This window comes from Streptomyces sp. NPDC058045 (assembly GCF_042885635.1).
In the GTDB taxonomy this organism is placed as follows: domain Bacteria; phylum Actinomycetota; class Actinomycetes; order Streptomycetales; family Streptomycetaceae; genus Streptomyces.
The window spans coordinates 63,062-81,566 of sequence record NZ_JBHVRR010000016.1 but is presented as its reverse complement, the minus strand read 5'-3'; the positions used below and the strand labels follow the sequence as shown (position 1 = coordinate 81,566).

Annotated in this window: 14 protein-coding genes; 3 read left to right on the top strand and 11 right to left on the bottom strand. The window is 71.5% G+C overall.

Translation table 11 applies throughout. The features are described from left to right. Nucleotides 1-13: 13 nt before the first annotated feature. Nucleotides 14-589: a hypothetical protein gene (locus ACFVST_RS13005; RefSeq protein ID WP_390149818.1), complete on the top strand. Its 576-nt coding sequence runs from the start codon at nt 14-16 to the stop codon at nt 587-589. A 37-nt stretch (nt 590-626) separates the two neighbouring features. Here the strand turns inward: ACFVST_RS13005 and ACFVST_RS13000 are convergent, their stop codons facing one another. Then, on the bottom strand, nt 627-1,025 hold the full coding sequence (locus ACFVST_RS13000; protein WP_390149816.1) for a helix-turn-helix transcriptional regulator: 399 nt from the start codon (nt 1,023-1,025) through the stop codon (nt 627-629). Nucleotides 1,026-1,101: 76 nt separating this feature from the next. Between ACFVST_RS13000 and lnt the strand changes: the two genes are divergently transcribed. Both lnt and ACFVST_RS12990 read left to right on the top strand, forming a co-directional pair. Next, entirely contained in the window at nt 1,102-2,742 is a 1,641-nt protein-coding gene (gene lnt, locus ACFVST_RS12995) for an apolipoprotein N-acyltransferase (protein ID WP_390149814.1), read from the top strand. A 41-nt stretch (nt 2,743-2,783) separates the two neighbouring features. After that, on the top strand, nt 2,784-3,266 hold the full coding sequence (locus ACFVST_RS12990) for an NUDIX domain-containing protein (protein WP_390149813.1): 483 nt from the start codon (nt 2,784-2,786) through the stop codon (nt 3,264-3,266). A 62-nt stretch (nt 3,267-3,328) separates the two neighbouring features. On the opposite strand, the gene ACFVST_RS12985 is transcribed toward ACFVST_RS12990, so the two are convergent. The 10 genes from ACFVST_RS12985 to ACFVST_RS12940 form a co-directional block, all read right to left on the bottom strand. After that, on the bottom strand, nt 3,329-5,449 hold the full coding sequence (locus ACFVST_RS12985; protein WP_390149811.1) for a SpoIIE family protein phosphatase: 2,121 nt from the start codon (nt 5,447-5,449) through the stop codon (nt 3,329-3,331). Between the two features lie 165 nt (nt 5,450-5,614). Further along, on the bottom strand, nt 5,615-6,961 hold the full coding sequence (locus ACFVST_RS12980) for a DUF6177 family protein (RefSeq protein ID WP_390149809.1): 1,347 nt from the start codon (nt 6,959-6,961) through the stop codon (nt 5,615-5,617). After that, nucleotides 6,958-10,950 (bottom strand): type VII secretion protein EccCa, encoded by a 3,993-nt coding sequence (gene eccCa / locus ACFVST_RS12975; protein WP_390149807.1) that lies wholly within the window; start codon nt 10,948-10,950, stop codon nt 6,958-6,960. The genes ACFVST_RS12980 and eccCa overlap by 4 nt, the downstream gene beginning before the upstream one ends. Continuing rightward, nucleotides 10,947-12,062 (bottom strand): hypothetical protein, encoded by a 1,116-nt coding sequence (locus ACFVST_RS12970; RefSeq protein WP_390149805.1) that lies wholly within the window; start codon nt 12,060-12,062, stop codon nt 10,947-10,949. The genes eccCa and ACFVST_RS12970 overlap by 4 nt, the downstream gene beginning before the upstream one ends. A 17-nt stretch (nt 12,063-12,079) precedes the next feature. Next, complete coding sequence (gene eccD / locus ACFVST_RS12965) at nt 12,080-13,402, bottom strand: type VII secretion integral membrane protein EccD (protein WP_390149804.1); 1,323 nt, start codon at nt 13,400-13,402, stop codon at nt 12,080-12,082. A 70-nt stretch (nt 13,403-13,472) separates the two neighbouring features. Then, entirely contained in the window at nt 13,473-13,769 is a 297-nt protein-coding gene (locus ACFVST_RS12960) for a hypothetical protein (RefSeq protein ID WP_390149802.1), read from the bottom strand. Nucleotides 13,770-13,826: 57 nt separating this feature from the next. Next, on the bottom strand, nt 13,827-14,699 hold the full coding sequence (locus ACFVST_RS12955) for an immunity 49 family protein (RefSeq protein WP_390149800.1): 873 nt from the start codon (nt 14,697-14,699) through the stop codon (nt 13,827-13,829). A gap of 26 nt (nt 14,700-14,725) precedes the next feature. Further along, nucleotides 14,726-15,586, bottom strand: a complete 861-nt coding sequence (locus tag ACFVST_RS12950; RefSeq protein ID WP_390149799.1) for an immunity 49 family protein — start codon at nt 15,584-15,586, stop codon at nt 14,726-14,728. After that, entirely contained in the window at nt 15,583-18,075 is a 2,493-nt protein-coding gene (locus tag ACFVST_RS12945; protein WP_390149797.1) for a hypothetical protein, read from the bottom strand. Before ACFVST_RS12945 ends, ACFVST_RS12950 begins: the two co-directional genes overlap by 4 nt. After that, a complete protein-coding gene (locus ACFVST_RS12940; RefSeq protein WP_390149795.1) occupies nt 18,072-18,476 on the bottom strand; it encodes a DUF6507 family protein in 405 nt (134 codons plus the stop codon). Before ACFVST_RS12940 ends, ACFVST_RS12945 begins: the two co-directional genes overlap by 4 nt. Nucleotides 18,477-18,505: the final 29 nt, after the last annotated feature.

Below are 18,505 nucleotides of genomic sequence, written 5' to 3'. Positions count from 1 at the left end.
TACGCTCGATGACATGAGCGACCACTCTCCGGGCGACCACCCTGCGGGCGACAACTCCCAGGACGACGACGCCGCGGGCCGGGCCGAGGCGACGCCCGAGATCTGGACCGGGCGCGCCACCAACCGGGTCCAGTGGCTGCTCGCCCCGGCCGGCGCCGCCTGCCTCGCGCTCGGCATCGAGATCGCCGTCCGCTCCCACTGGACGGCCAATGTGCCCGCCCTGCTGATGTCCGTCATCGGCTGTATCGCAGCGGGCCTGCTGATGCTCTACGGCACGCTCGCCTTCGTCCATGTCGCCGTCCGGGTCGACCGGGAGTGCCTGGAGGTGCGCTGCGGGCACATCGGGCTGCCCCGCCGCCGCATCCTGCTCGCCCATGTCGTGGACGCCGACTTCGCGCCCCGTGTCACTCCCCGCCAGTGGGGCGGCTGGGGCTACCGGTGGCGCCCCGAGAAGGGCACCGCGGTGGTGGTGCGGCGCGGCGAGGGCATGGTGCTGGTCCTCGGCGACGGCCACAAGTTCACCGTCACCGTCGACAACGCGGAGACCGCCGTCCGGATCATCCGCTCCCGCCTCGCCCGCCTCACCTGACACCCAACACCCCGGCTGCCATGGGCACTTGACCGTGCTACTTCTTCCCCTTCACCGGCCGGGTGAGGACCTTCGCCACACACGCCGGGACCGCCGCCCCCTCCTCGTGCGGCCGCGCCCGGTACGCGCTCGGGCTCTCGCCCACCAGCTCCGTGAAGCGGCTGCTGAACGAACCCAGCGAGGTGCAGCCCACCGCGAAGCACACCTCCGTCACCGACAGATCACCACGCCGCAGCAGCGCCTTGGCCCGCTCGATCCGCCGCGTCATCAGATAGCTGTACGGGCTCTCGCCGAACGCGGCCCGGAAACTGCGGGAGAAGTGGCCCGGCGACATCAGGGCGGCACGGGCCAGTGCGGGCACGTCCAGCGGCCGCGCGTAGTCGCGGTCCATGGTGTCGCGCGCCCGGCGGAGCCGGACCAGGTCCCCAAGCATCACCCGGCCAGCATCCCACGCCCACCGCCCCCGCCTACCGCGCTGTCCGGGCCGAGGTCACGCGCCGTACACTCCCCGGGTGACCGCCACCAGCCCTTCCCTTGACGCACCGGAGCAGCCGGAACCGCAGGCCACGCCGTTGTCCCGGTGGGCGCGGCGGGCCGGACGGGCGCTGCCCGCCGCGGTGGCGGCGCTCGCCGGAGTGCTGCTGTATGTGAGTTTCCCGCCCCGCCCCCTGTGGTGGCTGGCGCTGCCGGCCTTCGCCGTGTTCGGCTGGTGCCTGCGCGGTCGCGGCTGGAAGACGGGCCTCGGGCTCGGCTATCTCTTCGGCCTCGGTTTCCTGCTGCCGCTGCTGGTGTGGACCGGGGTCGAGGTCGGCTCGGGTCCCTGGCTGGCGCTGGCCGGAGTGGAGGCGTTGTTCGTGGCGCTGGTCGGCGCGGGCACCGCGGCGGTGTCCCGGCTGCCGGCCTGGCCGGTGTGGGCGGCGGCGCTGTGGACCGCCGGTGAGGCGGCGCGGGCCCGGTTCCCGTTCGGCGGCTTCCCCTGGGGCAAGGTCGCGTTCGGCCAGGCCGACGGGGTGTTCCTGCCACTGGCCGCGCTGGGCGGCACCCCGGTACTGGGCTTCGCGGTGGTGCTCTGCGGCTTCGGCCTCGCGGAAACGGTACGGCTGGCGGTGGCGCGGCGCCGTGGCGGGGAGTTGCGGCGGCCCGTGGTGGTGGCCGCGCTGGCGACGCTGCTGCTGCCGGTGGCCGGTGCCCTCGCCGCCCGGCCCCTGGTGAGCGACGCGGCGGAGGACGGCACCACCACCATCGCCGTCGTCCAGGGCAATGTGCCGCGCGCCGGTCTCGGCTTCAACGCCCAGCGCCGCGCCGTCCTCGACTTCCACGCCCGGGAGACGGAGCGCCTCGCCGCCCGGGTCGACGCGGGCCGCGTGCCCCGGCCCGACCTGGTGCTGTGGCCGGAGAACGCCTCCGACATCGACCCCTTCACCAACCCCGACGCACGCGCCGTGATCAGCGGGGCGGTGCACGCGATCGGTGCTCCGGTTTCGGTGGGCGCGGTGGTGAACCGCGACGGCGAGCTGTACAACGAGCAGGTTTTGTGGGACCCGGACAAGGGCCCGGTCGACACCTACGACAAGCGGCAGATCCAGCCCTTCGGCGAGTACATCCCGCTGCGGTCCGTGATCGGCTTCTTCAGTTCGGACGTCGGGATGGTGCGGCAGGACTTCAGCCGCGGCACCCGGCCCGGCGTCTTCCCCATGGCGGGCGCCCGGGTGGGCCTCGCCACCTGCTACGAGGCGGCCTTCGACTGGGCGGTGCGGGACACCGTGACACACGGGGCGCAACTGATCTCGGTGCCCAGCAACAACGCCACCTTCGACCGCAGCGAGATGACCTACCAGCAGCTCGCCATGTCGCGGATCCGGGCCGTGGAGCACAGCCGCGCGGTGGCGGTACCGGTGACCAGCGGAGTGTCCGCGGTGATCATGCCGGACGGCCGGATCACCGATCGCACCGGGTTGTTCACCGCGGACTCGCTGGTCGAGCGGGTGCCGCTGCGCTCCTCCCAGACCCCCGCCACCCGCCTCGGCACCCTGCCCGAGCTCCTGCTGGTCCTGCTCGCGGCGGGCGGTCTCGGCTGGACCGGCGCCCGCACCCTCCGCTCGCGCCGTACGCCGGCGACTCCCGACGCGGGGGAGCGCGCCACCGGCGAGTGACCGCGCCCGTCCCCTGTGACCTGGGCGGTTAGGGTCGGGGGATGGCTACTCCCGAATTCATCCGCACCGTCCGGGCCAGCGCCGGCCACCAGTTGCTGTGGCTGCCGGGGGTGACGGCGATCGTCTTCGACGACCAGGACCGGGTGCTGCTGGGGCGGCGCAGCGACACCGGGCGCTGGGCGGTGATCGGCGGCATCCCCGACCCGGGCGAGCAGCCCGCGGCGTGCGCGGTGCGCGAGGTGTTCGAGGAGACCGCGGTGCGCTGCCTACCGGAACGGCTGGTGCTGGTGCAGGCCCTGCGGCCGGTCACCTATGGCAACGGCGATGTGTGCCAGTTCATGGACCTCACCTTCCGCTGCCGCGCGGTGGGCGGGGAGGCCCGGGTGAACGACGACGAGTCCCTGGAGGTCGGCTGGTTCCCGGTGCACGCGCTGCCGGAACTGGACGAGTTCGGCCTGACGCGGATCAAGCAGTCGCTGTCCTCGGCTCCGGAGACCCCCACCTGGTTCGACCCCGGCCACTGACACCGCTCAGCGCCTGCCGGTACCGCTTCAACTCCCGCCCGGCCAGGGAGCGTTGAGAGACCCTACGGGAGGGCGTGGGCCTCGGCGATGAGGAGGGCCACGTCGTCGTGGTCGCCGGGGTGGCGCAGCGCCTCCAGGAGCCAGCCGCAGGTGTCGTGCAGCGGCCGGTCCGATTCGTCCAGTACCCGCAGCAGGGCGTCCAGCCGTTCGTCGATCGCATGGTGGCGGGTCTCCACCAGACCGTCGGTGTACAGCACCAGCCGGTCGCCCGGGGCGAGTTCGAAGGAGGTGGTGACGAAGGTGACACCGCCGACACCGAGTGGCGCACCCGTCGGCAGCCCGACCAGCTCGGGGGAGGACCCGGCGCGGATCAAAACCGGCGGCAGATGCCCGGCGTTGGCGATCCGCACCCGGTGGCGGTGCGGATCGTAGACGGCGTACAGGCAGGTGGCGATGGACTGCTCAAGCCCCGCGGTGATCCGGTCCAGGTGCCGCAGGATCTGGTCCGGGGGCAGCTCCAGATCGGCGTAGGCGCTGGTCGCGGTGCGCAGTTGGCCCATGGTGGCGGCGGCGTCGATCCCACTGCCCATCACATCGCCGACGACCAGCGCGGTACGGTCCCCGGACAGCGGGATGACGTCGTACCAGTCGCCGCCGACCTCGCTGGACGACTGGGCCGGCTGGTAGTGCGAGGCCACTTCCAGACCGGCCAGCTCGGTCGGGTGGCCGGGCAGCAGGCTCCGCTGGAGGGTCTCCGCCGCGTTGCGCACGCTCTGGTGCCAGCGGGCGTTGTCGACGGCGACCGCGGCCCGCCCGGCCAGGTCCATCGCGAGCAGCGCGTCGTCCTCGGTGAACGGCAGCGGATTGCGGGCCCGCAGCAGACCGAAGGCGCCCAGCACCTCGTTGCGGGCGATCAGCGGCACCACCAGATAGGAGTGCACCCCCGCCCTGGCCAGAGCGGCGGCGGCCTCGGCGTCCCGGGCGATGTGCCGCAGGTCGTCCGGCCCGGTACGCGGCACCAGTACCGGCAGCCGGGTCTGCACACAGCGGGTGACCAGGCGGTCCGCGCCATAGGCGGCGAGCTCGCCGACCTCGTCGGTGGCGCCGGTGGCCTCGGTGGCGTAGGCGGCGGCCACGGCGAGGGCGCGGAAGAGCTGCGGTCCGTCCCGGTAGGCGGTGGCGCGGCGGAAGGACAGGATGTCGTCGAGGATGTCCACGGCCGCCACGTCCGCCAGTTCGGGCACCGAGACCTCGGCGAGTTCCTGCGCGGTCTGCTCCACCTGGAGGCTGGTGCCGACCCGGGCCGAGGCGTCGGCGACCAGCGCCAGCCGCCGCCGCGCCCGGTCCACCTCGGTCGCCGCCCGGTGCCGCTCGCTGACGTCGATCACCGAGGCCGCCACCCCCACCACCCGCCCGCCGGGCCCCGCCAGCCGGAAGTACGACACCGACCAGGCGTGGTCCCGGTCCGGGTCGTCCGGCGGCCGGCCCACCGCGTACTGGTCGACCACCGGGGTGCCGGTGCGCAGCACCTGCCGCATCGCGGACTCGATGCTGACGGTGTCCAGGAACGGCAGGATGTCGCGGGGGCGGCGGCCCAGATGCTCGGCGGCGGGCCTGCCGTTGATGGCTTCCAGCGCCGGATTGACCAGCAGATAGCGCAGCTCGGCGTCGAGCACGGCGAGCCCGACGGGGGTCTGCGCGACCATCGAGTCGGACAGCGCCAGATCCCGTTCGATGCTCTGCAGCCGCGGCTGGTCCGCCGCGATCCCCAGCGCGTAGACCTCGCCCCTGGTGTCCCGCAGCCGCATGTTGCGGAACTCCACCAGGCGGGTGCCGCCGTCCTTGTGCCGCACCGGAAAGGCACCGGCCCACGCCTCGCCGTCGGTCAGTACGTCCCCGAAGAGGCGGGTCACCAGCTCCCGGTGCTCCTCGTGCACCAGCAGTCGGGACGCGTACCGGCCGAGGGCCTCCTCCGCGGTGTAGCCGAAGACCCGGTCGGCCTGCGGGCTCCAGAACACGATCCGGCCGCTGCCGTCGAGGACGACCGCGCACACCCCCAGCAGATCGAGCAGCCCGCCCGGCGGCACCACGCCCGCCCCGCGCTCGCCGTCCGGCGCCCCGTACGGGCGCGCCGCACCGGCCGCGGGCGTGCCCTGCCGGGCGCGTGGTGCGTCGGGTTCCATCTGCTCGGGCTCCCTCCTGGCGAGCGCGGGGGCGCCGCCTGCCGAGGCCCTCCCTCCATGCTGCCCGCACCCCGGCCCCCGGCAAGTCCACGGCACCCGCTCTCGCACTGCGGAGGGTCAGCAGTCGGTCACAGAACTCGCGGGCCGCGGACCGCACGGCACGGGTCAGGCCTGTCCCAGGTGGCGGAGGAGCTCCCGGAACGCGGTCCAGGTGCTTGGGTCGGTGCCGTCGCCCAAGGGGTAGTGGCCGGCGCGGCCCGGGTGTCCGGTGCGGGCGGCCTCCTGGTGGCCGAGGGTGAACGTCATCGGGATCGGCGGGGGTTCCAGACGCGGGGGCACGGTGAGGTCGCGGCGGGCGGCACGGAGCGCGGTGAAGAGGGTGACGAGCCCGTGCCCGGCGTCGAGTTCCGCCGCGAGCTCTTCGACGGCGCCCGCGGGCGGCAGCGCCTCGTCCCCGCCGTGGCCGAGGGTGAGGGTGATGTCCTCCTCGACGCCCGCCGGGGTGCGGAGGACGCGCACGGTGGCCAGGGCGGGGCGCTCGCCCTGGCCGACGGCGATCAACCAGGTGGACCGTGGCGCGCGAGCGCGGGCGAGATCGGTCAACCGGCCTGTGGACCAGGGGAGGTTGACCGGTTCCGCGGTGCTCCAACCGGCGGGCGGGGCGCCGGTCAGATGCCGGAACGCGGTCTCCACGGCCCCGCCGAGGACCAGCTCCCGGTCGGCCGGGTGGCGGGTTCTGAGGGTGAGGACGAGCTGCCGGTCACCGGAGTCATCGGCGGCGGTGAAGGCGGGCGCGAGCCGGGCCGGGCCGTCGCCGGTCACGGGGGCGAAGGTGCCGTTCTTCCAGTGCAGTACCGCGCCGGACAGACCGTCGTAGTAGCCGAGTCGAGGGTCCTGCACGACCCAGCGGTTGGGCAGGCCGTGCAGTGCGGTGCGGGTGGGCAGGGTGAGGCGGGTGTCCGGCGGGGTGACGAGGTGGAGGGCGCGGTCGGCCCCGGTCGCGGAGCGCAGGGCGTCGGACAGCCAACTGGTCATCGGGACGAGTGGCCGGTCCTGGATGACCACGGCGGTGCTCGCGGTGAGGACGTCCACGGCCGGGGTGTCGGTGGCGGGCACCGGTACCGCCGAGAGGTCCGTGGTCAGCGGGATGACCTCGGTGCTCGCGGCCTCCGGCGGCCAGACCGTGCCGCCGAGAACGGTGGCCACCCGCCCGGCGAACGAGCCCGCCAGCCGCCCGGCCTCGGCGACGGCGGTGGAGGCCCGCGCCTCCGTCCACCACACCGGGCCGTCCCCGGCGGGGTGCCCCAGCAACCGGACGGTCTCGCCGGGGACTTGGACCAGGACGGGTGCCTCCACGGAGACCAGCGGCCGGCCGTCGGACGCGCGGAGCTGGATCACCGCGCCGTCGGCGAGGGTGCCCACCGTGAGGTCCGGGCCACCGGCGTAGAGGCCCGCGAGCAGGGTGCGCGTATCCGGCATCCGGGGGGTGAGCGCGATGACGTCCTTGGTCACCCCGCCTCCCCCGCCGCCGTCTCCGTCGCCTCGGTGACGGCGGTCTGGATGAGGACGTGGGAGCGGCCGCGGCGGACCAGGGTGCCGCGGCCGGGCGGCTGTTGGGACGCGTACAGGCCGGGGAAGAGCTGGCCCTCGGTGCGGTCGCCGGTCATCACCAGTGCGGTGGCGCCGGTTTCGCGCAGGGTGGTCAGCAGTGGCTCGTACAGGGCGCGGGAGGCGCAGGCGGTGCGGCGGGCGAGGACGAAGTGGAGTCCGACGTCCTGGGCCGCGGAGAGGTACGGCAGGAAGGGGGCGAGCGGCTGCGGCCCGGCCGCGGTGAGGATGTCGTAGTCGTCGATGAGGATGACGATCCGCGGTCCGGTGAAGGCGGGCTCCGCGGTGGGGGCGTCCGGGTCGGCGGTCTCCGGGAGGCGCTTGTCCAACTCCGCGGCGATTCCGGTGGCCAGGGCGCCGGCCAGTTTGGCGTTGTGCGCGTAGCCGCCGCGGTAGGGCTCGGGTACCACACCCCGCAGGCCGCGGCGGGGGTCGAAGACGCCGAAGACCAGTTCCTCGTCCGTGTACCGCTCGACCAGCCGGGCGGCGATCAGCTTCAGCAGATTGGTCTTGCCGCACTCGTTGTCGCCCAGGATCAGCAGATGCTGGTCGGCCCCGAACAGGTCGAGCAGCACCGGTGCCAGGGCGTCCTGATTGACACCGAGCGGGACACGCGCCGGTTCCGCGGCCGGTGAGGGCAGCCGGGCGGCGGCCAGCCTGGTCGGCAACACCCGTACGGGCGGGGCGAGTTCGCCGTGCCAGGAGGCGCGGACGGTGCGGGCGGCGTGCTCCAGGGCGGGGCCCAGACCACTGGTCCCGGTGCGGCCGTCGACCCGGGCCAGGGCGGTCTGCGCGAACAGCTTGCCGTCGGTCAGCACCCGGCCCGGCAGCTCGGGGGAGAGGGTCTCGGACAGCTTCCGGTCGATGGACGAGTCCGCCGGGTCGTTGAGCCGCAACTCGACCCGGGTACCGAACATCGACTGGTTGGCGATCCGCACATCGTTCCAGCGCAGCATCCCCGCCACCACATGGATGCCGTAGCCGCCGCCGCGCTTCAGCAGATCGGCCACCGGGTCGTCCAGATCGGCGAACTCGTCGCGCAGCGCGCCGAATCCGTCGATCAGCAGCACCACATCGGTGGCGCCCAGCTCGGGCAGCCGCCCCCGGGCCCGCAGCGCGCGGAGCTGGTCGACGGAGTCGATGCCGTGCTCGCGGAACACCTCCTCGCGCCGGGCGAGCATCCCCCGCACCTCGGCGACGGTACGGGCGGCCCGCTCATGGTCGGCGCGCCCCGCGACACCTCCGACATGCGGCAGCCCGGACACCGCGGACAGTCCGCCGCCCGCCAGATCGAGGCCGTAGACGGCGGCGTCGTGCGGGGTGTGGGTGAGGGCCAGCGACAGGGCGAGGGTGCGCAGCAGTGTCGTCTTGCCGGACTGCGGCCCGCCGATCACCGCCACATGCCCGCCCGCCACCGTCAGATCCAGCAGCCACGGCTGCTGCCACTGCCGGGCGGGATCGTCCAGCACACCCAGCGGGACGCGCATCGGACCCTCGGCGTGGGCGGGGCGCAGCCCGTCGGTACCGGCCCGCAGGGGCCCGGCCGCCGCGTCCAGGCTGACGCGGTCCGGCAGCGGCGGCAGCCAGATCCGCCGTACCGGCGGTGCGGCGGTGGCGAGTTGACCCGTCATCACGGAGAGCACCGTCGGCCCCGCCTCCCGCCGCGTCGCGGCCGGCTCGTCCTCGGCGGTCCGCTCCTGCCGCGGCGCCTGGTACGCGGGGTACGGCAGGACCAGCGGCTCGGCGTCCCGCTCCTCGCGCGGCGCTGGCCCGCGGTGGGCACCGGAGACGTACCCGGCCTTGAACCGCTCATAGGTCGAGGTGTCCACCTTCAGATAGCCGAAGCCGGGCAGCGGCGGCAGATGGAAGGCGTCGGTGGTGTCCAGCACGGTCCGCGACTCGTCCGCGGAGAACGTGCGCAGGCCCAGCCGGTACGAGAGATAGGTGTCCAGCCCCTTCAGCTTGCCGCCCTCGATGCGCTGGCTGGACAGCAGCAGATGCACCCCGATGGAGCGTCCGATACGGCCGATGGACAGGAAGAGGTCGATGAAGTCCGGTTTGGCGGTGAGCAGTTCGCCGAACTCGTCGATGACCACGAAGAGATGCGGCAGCGCCTCCAGATCGGGCCGCTCGGTGGCCCGCAGGACCGCGTACTCCCCGATGTCGGCGGCGTTCCCGGCGTCCTTCAGCACCTGCTGGCGGCGCTTGACCTCGCCGGCCAGGCTGGTGTGGACCCGCTCCACCAGCCCGGCCTGGTTCTCCAGATTGGTGATGACACCCGCCACATGCGGCAGCCCGGTGAACGGCGCGAAGGTGGCGCCGCCCTTGTAGTCGACCAGGACGAAGGCGAGGTCCTCGGGGGAGTGGGTGGCGGTCAGCGCCAGCACCAGGGTGCGCAGCAGCTCGCTCTTGCCGGAACCGGTGGCGCCCACACACAGCCCGTGCGGCCCCATACCGAGCTGCGAGGACTCCTTCAGATCGAGCAGGACCGGCTCATGGCGGTCCGTCAGCCCGATCGGCACCCGCAGGAAGTCCCGCTCGCCGCGCGGCGCCCACAGCCGGCCCAGGTCGAGCGCGGCCGGATCGTCCACGCCGAGCAGAGCGGGGAAGTCGACCGGACCGGTGACCGGGGTGCAGTCGGCCACCGACTCCGGGGACAGCCGCAGCGGCGCCAGCATCCGGGCGATGCCCTCGGCTCCGGCGGCGGTCACCCGGTCGACGGTGCCCTCCACAGCGGTCCCCCGCAGGTCGTCCACCACGATCCGGTCGCCATCGACGGTGATCCGCACACTCACCTGGTCCGGCTCGTGCACCTGCCGCTCCAGCAGATGCAGCACGGTGACGTTCATCTCCGGCAGGCCGATCGCCGAGTCGGGGCACGGGAGTTCGGCCGCGTTGGCGCCATGGCAGTCGCTGACCACCAGCAGCCGGTCGGTGAAGCGGAGGGCGTCCCCGCCGGCCAGCCCACGGCGCACCTCCGCGGCGAACGCGGCCCGGCGACGCAGGTCGGCGCCGCACTGCCGGGCCAGCCCGGCCAGGTCGGGGGCGATCCGGCGAGCGGCCACCGGACCGTCGTGCCGCTGCGGATCGAGGATGTGCGGCAGCCACTTGGCCCACGCCCACGCTCCGGTGTCGGCGGTGTCGCCGGTGGCCAGGGCGACGGCGACCTCCTCCGGGGCATGGGTCACGGCGGTCTGCACCAGGAGGGCGCGGGCGACCCGCAGTACGTCCTCCCGGTCACCGATGACGCTGATGTTCCCCGCCCGGTCCAGCGGCACGGTCAGCGGGAAGTCGGTGGCGGTGGCGTAGCGGCGCTGGAGGGCGCGGGCCTCGTTGAGCATGAAGGGGTCCGGCGGGGTCAGCACCCCGCCCGCGCTGTTCTGACCGATGGCCAACTCCTGCGCCGGGACATCACCGACACCCGCCCGGACCGTCAGGAAGTCGGCGTCCCGGCCCCGCCGTTCCCATAGTCGCGCCGGGTCGCGGAGAAGGTCGTAGAGGGCCTCGGGAGGCGGGTTGAGATGCCGGGCCCGCAGCCGACGCTCCCGCTCCTCGAAGCTCAACTCCTCGCGCAGTTCCTCCAGATACTCCAGATACCGCTCCCGCTGGACGCGCCGGGTGCGCTGCGCCTTGCCGCGCTGCGACAGGAACAACGCCAGCGCGCCGCACACCGCGACGACGAGCACGATCGCGCCGAGCGCGGCGAACTGGCTGTTGCGGATGACGGTCATCATCACGACCGAGCTGATGATCCCCGCCATCGGCAGCAGCGCGGTGGCCGCGTTCCCCACCTTGCCCTCGGGAAGGTTCGGCGGCGCCTCGACGGTACGGGCGGGCGCCGGTTCCAGGGGGCTGGTGCTGCGGGCGGGACGGTGGACCAGGGACAGCGTCATCGCACCCGCACCGCCCGCCGTATCGCTTCAGCGGCCAGACGGACCGCCGCCGTGCGCGTTTCCTGACCCAGCATGGCGGTGTGGATGGGGCCTCCTTGGGCGAGATGGCGATCGTAGGGAAGCAGCACCACGGGGACGCCGGGCTCCCGCAGATGGGCGGTGGCGGTCCGGGCGTCGAGCGTGGCGTCGGGAGAGGCGGCGCTGAGGACCACCACCGTGGTGGACAGCGCGGGATGCGGCAACTGGCTGAGCCAGTCAAGGACTTGACGGGTGCCGTCGACCCCCTCCGCGGTCATCGGCGCCACGATCACCCGTGCGTGGCAGGTGTCCATCGCGGTACGCGCCACCGCCCCGGGGATCGTCTCGCAGTCCACCGCGGTCACCGCGAAGTACCGCCGCAGCGCCAGCGTCACCGCCCGGTAGGCGGGTACGTCGAGCATCGCGCCGGCCCGCCCCCGGCCGGCGGGCAGCAGCCAGCCGCCGTCCGCCACCGGCACCAAGTAGTCGGTGACATCGGCCAGTTGCATGGACGGCGTCAGAATCCGGGCCAGATCGGCACCCGACCAGCGCGCCGACTCGGCCCCCATCCGCACCGGGAGGGTGCCCAGGGCGGCGTCGGCCTCCAGGGTGAGCACCGGGTCGTGCCGGTAGTGGTTGAAGGCCCGGCCGAGCAGCGCGGTCACGGTGGACTTGCCGACACCACCGCGGATCGAGGTCACCGCGATCACCCGCCCGGTGGTGACTGGCTGCTGCAACTCCCGTGCGTACCCCGTCCGTTCGGCGACCTCCTGGCCCGCCGAGGACGTGAGCCTGCGCAGCCCCGCCCCCGCACGCCGGGCCACCGAGTCCCCGTGCTGCGGCGGCCCCAGCGCGATGGCCAGCCGCGGATCGATGGTGGGCACACTCTCCGGAGGCACCGCCCGCACGTCGACCGGCCGCGCCGGCCGGTGCACGGGTACGGGCGCCGACGGTGCGGGCGCACTCCGGGTGGCGGGTGCCGTCGGTGCCGCGTCCCGGGCGTCCGGCGGCGAGGCGTCTCCGGGCGCCAAGTCGGCGTCACCGTCCGCCAGTTCACGCAGCAGGTCGCGCTGCCAGTCCCCGTCCTGAGCCATGCTGATCCCCCGCGCCCTCACCCGAACGTGCCGAGAAGCCGGCCGTAGACCCCGAACACCCCGACGACCAGCGGGAAGAGGGCGACCACGGCAAGGGACTCCAAGGTGTCACCGGCCCGCCGCAGCCGCACCCGCACATGCTCGGCGGGCTCCACCACCAGCACCCCGAGCGGGACGACGGCGAGCAGCGCGAGCACCGCGACCGGCGCCGCCGCTGCCGTAGGGCCGCTCCACACCCCGACGAGCCGCACCACCACGACCGCCGCGGCGAGAAGCAGCACCACCACCTCCGCGGTGAGCGGAAAAGCCCGCGCCCGCAACGCCAGCGCCACCGCGACCACCACCCCCAGCAGCACCGTCCACACCGACACCTCCGCCAGCACCAGCACCCCGCCCGCAGCCGCCGAACCGGCCAGCACCACGGACGCCAGCGCCAGCCCGCGATGCGTCGCCGCCAGCGCGGCCCCCACCTGGTAACGGCTCACCGACACCCCGTCCGTGCGCCGGTCGTCCAGGCTCGTCAGGCCCGCCGCCATCGACGCCAGCCGCGGCAGCACCCCGATCGCCACCACGGACACCACGGCCAGCAGCGCACCGACCCGGCTCAGTTGCCCGTCGCTCCCCGCCCCGCCCTGCACACCGACCGCCGCCCCCCACAGCACCAGACACCCGGCGAGCGCCCCCGCACCGATCAACGCCCCGCGCCCCAGCGGCGTACACCACCCGGCGAGCAGCAACGCGGCCACCCCACACGCCGCGACACCGCCGAGCCGCAGCGGACCGGCCCAGCCGTAGGCGTCGGCGGAACTCCACACCCCGAGCGCGGCCACCGAGGCGGCGGTGACGATCAGCGTCGCCGCAGGCCCCGTCCGCCGCGCCCGCCCGCACAGCACCCCGGCGACGGCAGCCGCACCCCCGACGGCGAGCAGCCCGGCCCCGGCCGCCGACGGATCGAACTCCCGCCGGGCGAACACCCCGGCAGCCACCGCCCACCACACCGTGGCCAGCCCGGCGACGACCCGCTGCGTCAACGGCCCCCAACGCCAGGCCCGCACATCGAGATCACCGGCCACCTCGTCGGACACGTCGTGCACCACCGGCGCCGACGGAGCGTCCTCCGCGCGTACCAGCCGCAGCACCGCCCCATCGGGCACCCCGGCGTCCTCCAAGCTGCCGTCGTGCGCCAGCGCCGACCCGTCCGCCGTCACCAGATGCCGCAACTCCGGCCGGGCGCCCACCTGGTCGTCCAGCAGTCGCAGCACCTCCGGCAGCAGCACACCCACCGGCTCCCGCGAAGGCAGCACCAGGTCCACCCGCCTGCGCTCACCGACCAGCGTCACCCTGCTGAGCGCCGTACGACCGCCGGATGTGGAAAGGCTCAGAGAGCCGGTATCTATCACGTCTTCGAACCTATCGCCGGGTAGAAGTGGCAGAAGGGGCAGGGGAGTTGGGGGAGGCTTGAGCGGAAGGCGCCGTCGGGACCCCGCCGTACGGACTCTTCCCGATCAGCCGGTGCGACACAAACGACCACCCCACACACCCGGCACCCAGCACGGCCGTGACGACCAGCCCCGCGAGCACCTTCCCGACCCGCTCGTCCAGCGACCGCCGCTGCCGCTGCCCCCCGAAAAGCAGAGCATCCCGAAGCCGCCGCCTCCGCACAGCCACCGACTCCAGTAGCTGATTGTCATAATCCTGCGCTGTCACGGTTCTCGGCCGCCCGCCTCTCGTACTTCTGCTCTGTCCCTGCGAACATCCCACCCGTCAGGCAGGAAATTCGCCCAACCAATCACGCCGCAGCAGGTGCTGGGGAAGGTATTCGGATTCCACCTCGACGGGGAACCCCGCGTCATAGGCCAGACATGCGATGGCGAGGGGACCGAGGGCCAGATATCCCTCGACACTGCGTTCCCGGTCCTCGGCGGCGGTCCAGTATTCCTTGTGGTGCTGAAGAGCTTCGACCAGGGCCTCGTTGAAACCTTCGTGGTCCCTGCGCAGGAAGCGATGGAAGAGGTTGATCGGCTGGTAGAGGATCTTCTCCAGCAGGTCCCGGGGCGCCACCCGGGCGATCTCCGGATACGAGCCGTTGATCGCCTCCGTCAGTTTCTCCACCAGCCCCGGCCGTTCCATCCAGTACGCCTGGAGCGCTTCGACCCAGTCGTACATATGGGAGTCGACCTGTGCACCCGCATCCACAGCCGAAGCGCGTAGCGATTCGACTGGAAACGCGCACAGTTGGTTCATACGCTGCTGATCCCGGCAGACGATGGCGAACCAGAAAGCCGTGAGCCAATTACCCGAAGTGGAACATCCCCGCAGCCCCGTGGCCGGAATGGTCCGCAGTTCATGGTCGATTCTGCACTGGACCATGCCTTCAGCCACGGCGGCCGACGCGAACACAGCCGACCCCACCTCCATGGCCCCGACCACCGCTTCCCAGGTGTCGATGCCCACGGCACTCGGGTCGACGGCCAGGCGCGCGTTGACATGCAGAAGAGCTTCGCTCAGCGCGATATTGAACATGTCCGGCGCCCGATCGAGATCCGAGACGGTGTCCGCCAGCGCCGCACCGAGCGCACGGGCGTATCCCTCGTCGTCGGGCCCCGGGCTGCCGTGCCGGATCACTTTCACTGTCATGGCGTCCTACCGCTCGCCGTTCTCGATCACGTCGGGAACTCCCCGAGCCAATCGTGCTGAAGGAGGTGCTTGGGGAGGTATTCGGATTCCACCTCGATCGGGATTCGACCGTCGTATGCCAGACATGCGATGGCGAGGGGGCCGAGGGCGATGCTGCCGTCGAGTCGGGCTTGCCGGTCCTCATCCGAAGTCCAGTACAGCTTGTGCAACTTCAAGGCCTCAACCAAGGCGGGACTGAAGCCCGCTTCGTCCCTGCGTACGAAGTGGTAGAAGAGGTTGATCGGCGGGTAGAGCAGGCCGTCCAAGAGGTCGCGTGGGGCGATCCGGGCTACGGACGGGTCCGATGCCTGGAGTGTGGAGGTGAGTTTCTCCACCAGTCCCGGGCGGCGCAACCAGTAAGTCTGGAGGGTGTCCACCCAGTGGTAGATGTACTCGTCGTACTGTCCCTCCGGCGAGCGGAGTCGCTCCAGCGGGATTTCACAGAGTTGCGTCATCCGTCGCTGTTCACGGCAGATCACAGCCAGCCAGAAAGCGTTGAGCCAGGTTCCCGCGTCCGCGGTCGACCTGGGCCCGATAAGGGGAAGAGACCGCGCTCTCCCATTGATACGGCACTGGACGCTCGCCTCGCCGATGCCGGTCATGGTGAAGAACGCCGAGCCGATCTGCATGGCGTTGATCGCGGCTTCCCAGGTCTCGACAGCCCCCGCATCCGGATCGACGAGGCAGCGAGAGCGCAGGTTCTGGAGAGCCGTGCCGAAAGCGAGGTCGATCATTTCCGGAGACTCTTCGAGATCGTCGATCTCCTCGGCCAGATAGAGACCGAGTTGCTCGGCATAACCTTCGGGGTCGGGCCTCGGCACCTGGTGCCGGGCGATCATGGTGGTCAAGAGAGCGTCCCCCTGCTGATGTCGAACCGGCGAAATTGATGGCCGGCGTACGTCCCGGAGTTCTTCTCGCCCCGGACGAGGACGTATTCTAGCTTGCCTTGCGCGAGCGCCTTTCTGATGTCCCTCGCGAGACTGATTTCCCCACGACCAATCATCAGCCCTATGATGTCGTGGAAGTATTCCTGGCTCCCCTGGGATACTCGTCGACCGTCCTCGAGGGTACGTTTACCCAGTCTGGTGTCGGGGCTGCTCTTCGCTTCGATGACAACTATCCGGCCGTCCCTGTGCTTCCATACTTGATCGAACTGGTCATTACCGTTTTTCGGTCCGAGTAGATGTTGTTCCTGGAAGTCCGGGTAGCGCTCGGCCATGTAGTGATATCTGGCCGCCTTATCGCCGAACTCCTCGGCAGCGTACCCCATCGAGGTGTGCGACTCCTTGTACGCCCCCTTGGCCTCGCTCCACTGGGCTGCCGAATCAATTGTGTCGTGGAGCTGATGGGCGGCACCTGTGTCTTCTTTCCACCTCTCCACCGTGTGATCCCACTGAACGGCGAGGTGACGCTTCTGTGCGGCCTCTTCCAAGGCTTGTCGTCGAACCGGACTGGTTACAGTATCCTCTCCCGCCCGGATGTAATCGGCGTCCAGGAAATGCGGTTCGGGTGGTTCTGGGACATCCTTGGCGCGAACCCAAGGGGCGTGTTCCGACGGGCGATGTAGATGCGGCGGTGTAAAGCCGCTCTCGTCATGGATATTCAGAAAGCGGCGTGTTCCATTTATTCTGTAATAATGCTCGATGTATCCGGGCTCATGATTTGCCCGGTATACCTGAATCTCCTCGATCTGCTCCCGGGTGAGTGAACCGCGAGGTCCGTAAGGATTCGGACCCTCGTGCATGAGACTAGGGCGCTCGGGGGTCGGACGCTGCTCCGGGATATCGAGGTCGCCCTCGGCCGCCGCGTCTTCGCTGCCGTGTTCAGGGCCTTCTGGATTCCTGCCCCCGCCACCTGCAGGGCCCGTATCGACACGGTCACGGGTGGTCGCTTCAGGCCCGCCGGAGTGCGCGGATGTCTCGATACCCGTGTGAGCCGGAAGTCCGCTGTCTCCATGGGAGGCACTCTCAGGGACCCGAGACACCGCTCCGGACCGGGCGAACTCCTGATCACGAACCTCGGCATTCTCTGGTGCATCTGATGCGGAGACGGATTCCTCTTGTCCTGGCGCACCGTGGACCATTTCGCCGTGCCCGTCATAAGCGATGAACTCGCCGTTCTCGATGACGACTTTGGAGCCGTCTTCGAGTTCGATGACGCTGTGTACGCGTCCGGCGTTCCCGGTGGTTTCGGCGCTGTTGAAGATGCGGGAGGTCAGGTCGGAGAGTTTGGGGAGGGTGGTGGCGGCCTTGCTGGTGGCTTTGAGGGTGAGGGAGAGCGGGTCCATGACTTCGCCGATCGTGGCGGCGGCGCGTGCGCCCTTGGCGACGGCGCCGATCTCGCTCGTCCGGGAGATGGCCGTCAGTGGGCCCACGCCGAGGGTGAGGATGTTGAATGAGGCGGTGCCCGCGGCGCGGGTCGGGTTCTCCTGCCACTGGTCCCAGGCGACCAGGGCCTTGCCGAACTCCTTGGCCGCCTTCTTCGCCCTGATCTCGTCGGCGCTCTCCTGGTCGGGGCCGAACGCCCAGTCCATGGCGGCGTCGTACGGGGTGAGGGTGTAGAGGCCGACTCCGGTGACGACGTCCTTGAGGCCGCCCCAGGCCTCGCTCGCCGCACTCCCGCCGTTGCCGCCGGCCATTGTCCACAGTCCGCTCAGGCCGGCTTCGATGCCGTCGTGGTAGATGCCGTCCCAGACGAAGCTCTTGGTGCTGTGGGCGAACCAGCCGGAGCTCCAGGCCTCGTGGGTCTGCTCATCCGCACTGCCCCAGGGCAACTCGTCGGCGTTCTTGAGGAGTTCGAGGTCCCGGCCGTAGGTCACCGTGTTGCGGTCGTAGAAGCCGCTTCCGTGGTCGGTGACGAAAGCCGGTCCGCCCACGAGGGCCGAGATCTTGCCGGCGGCTCTGCGTTCCGCTTCCTCGAAGGCGAATGTGGTGGCGGAGGCGCCGTCGACCAGTTCCTTGTTCCGGTCGGTCTTGTCCTGGTCCTCGGTCCAGTCGTCGTCGCCCTCGACGCTTGCCGTGAACTCCAGGGCATCCGCCTTGAGTTGCTCCAGGCGCAGGGCGAGCGGGCGGGCCTCGGCGGCGAAGGTGTCCAGTGCGTCGGCCACCGTCTCCAGCTTGGCGGCGAAGGTGTCGGCCTTGTCCATGACGGGCTGGGTGGTGGCGAACAGTTCGTCGGCCTCGGGTGCGGTGTAGTACGCGCCGAGCATCTGGAAGCGGGAGTGCACGTCCGTGCCGCCGCCCCGGATGCCGACGGCGTCCTTGCGCAGGCCGGAGACGTCCTTGTCCAACTGCTCGAAGTCGCCGGTGAATTGGGGTATGCCGGAGGGGTTGATCACGGCTTGCGGTGCCCCCTGCCCTGCCCGGTGCCCTCGCCCTGACCCGGCATGTCGATCTTCGGTGCGGCGAGGGCCTTGTGCTGCGTCTCGGCGGCCATCTCCAGATCCCCGAGGACGTAGTAGGCGGTGGCCTCACGTGCGCCGTTCACCGATTTCGCGGCACGGGCGCCGAGGAAGAGCACATCGCCCCTGGTCTTCTCGGCGAAGAGGGACAGCGCGGCCTCGATGGGACCGGTGGGTGCGGCCCCGCAGTGAGCGCCGACGATGGTGCCGGCCGCGCCGCCCGCGCTTCGCAGGTGTTTGCTGTACGCCTTGACGTCCTTGGCCATGTCGTCCATGGCGTCCTCGACCAGCGAGGTCACGAACTGCACGCCGGATGTCGTGATGTCCCACGCCGTCATGCCCAACCCCCGTGAATCTGTGCGGCCGT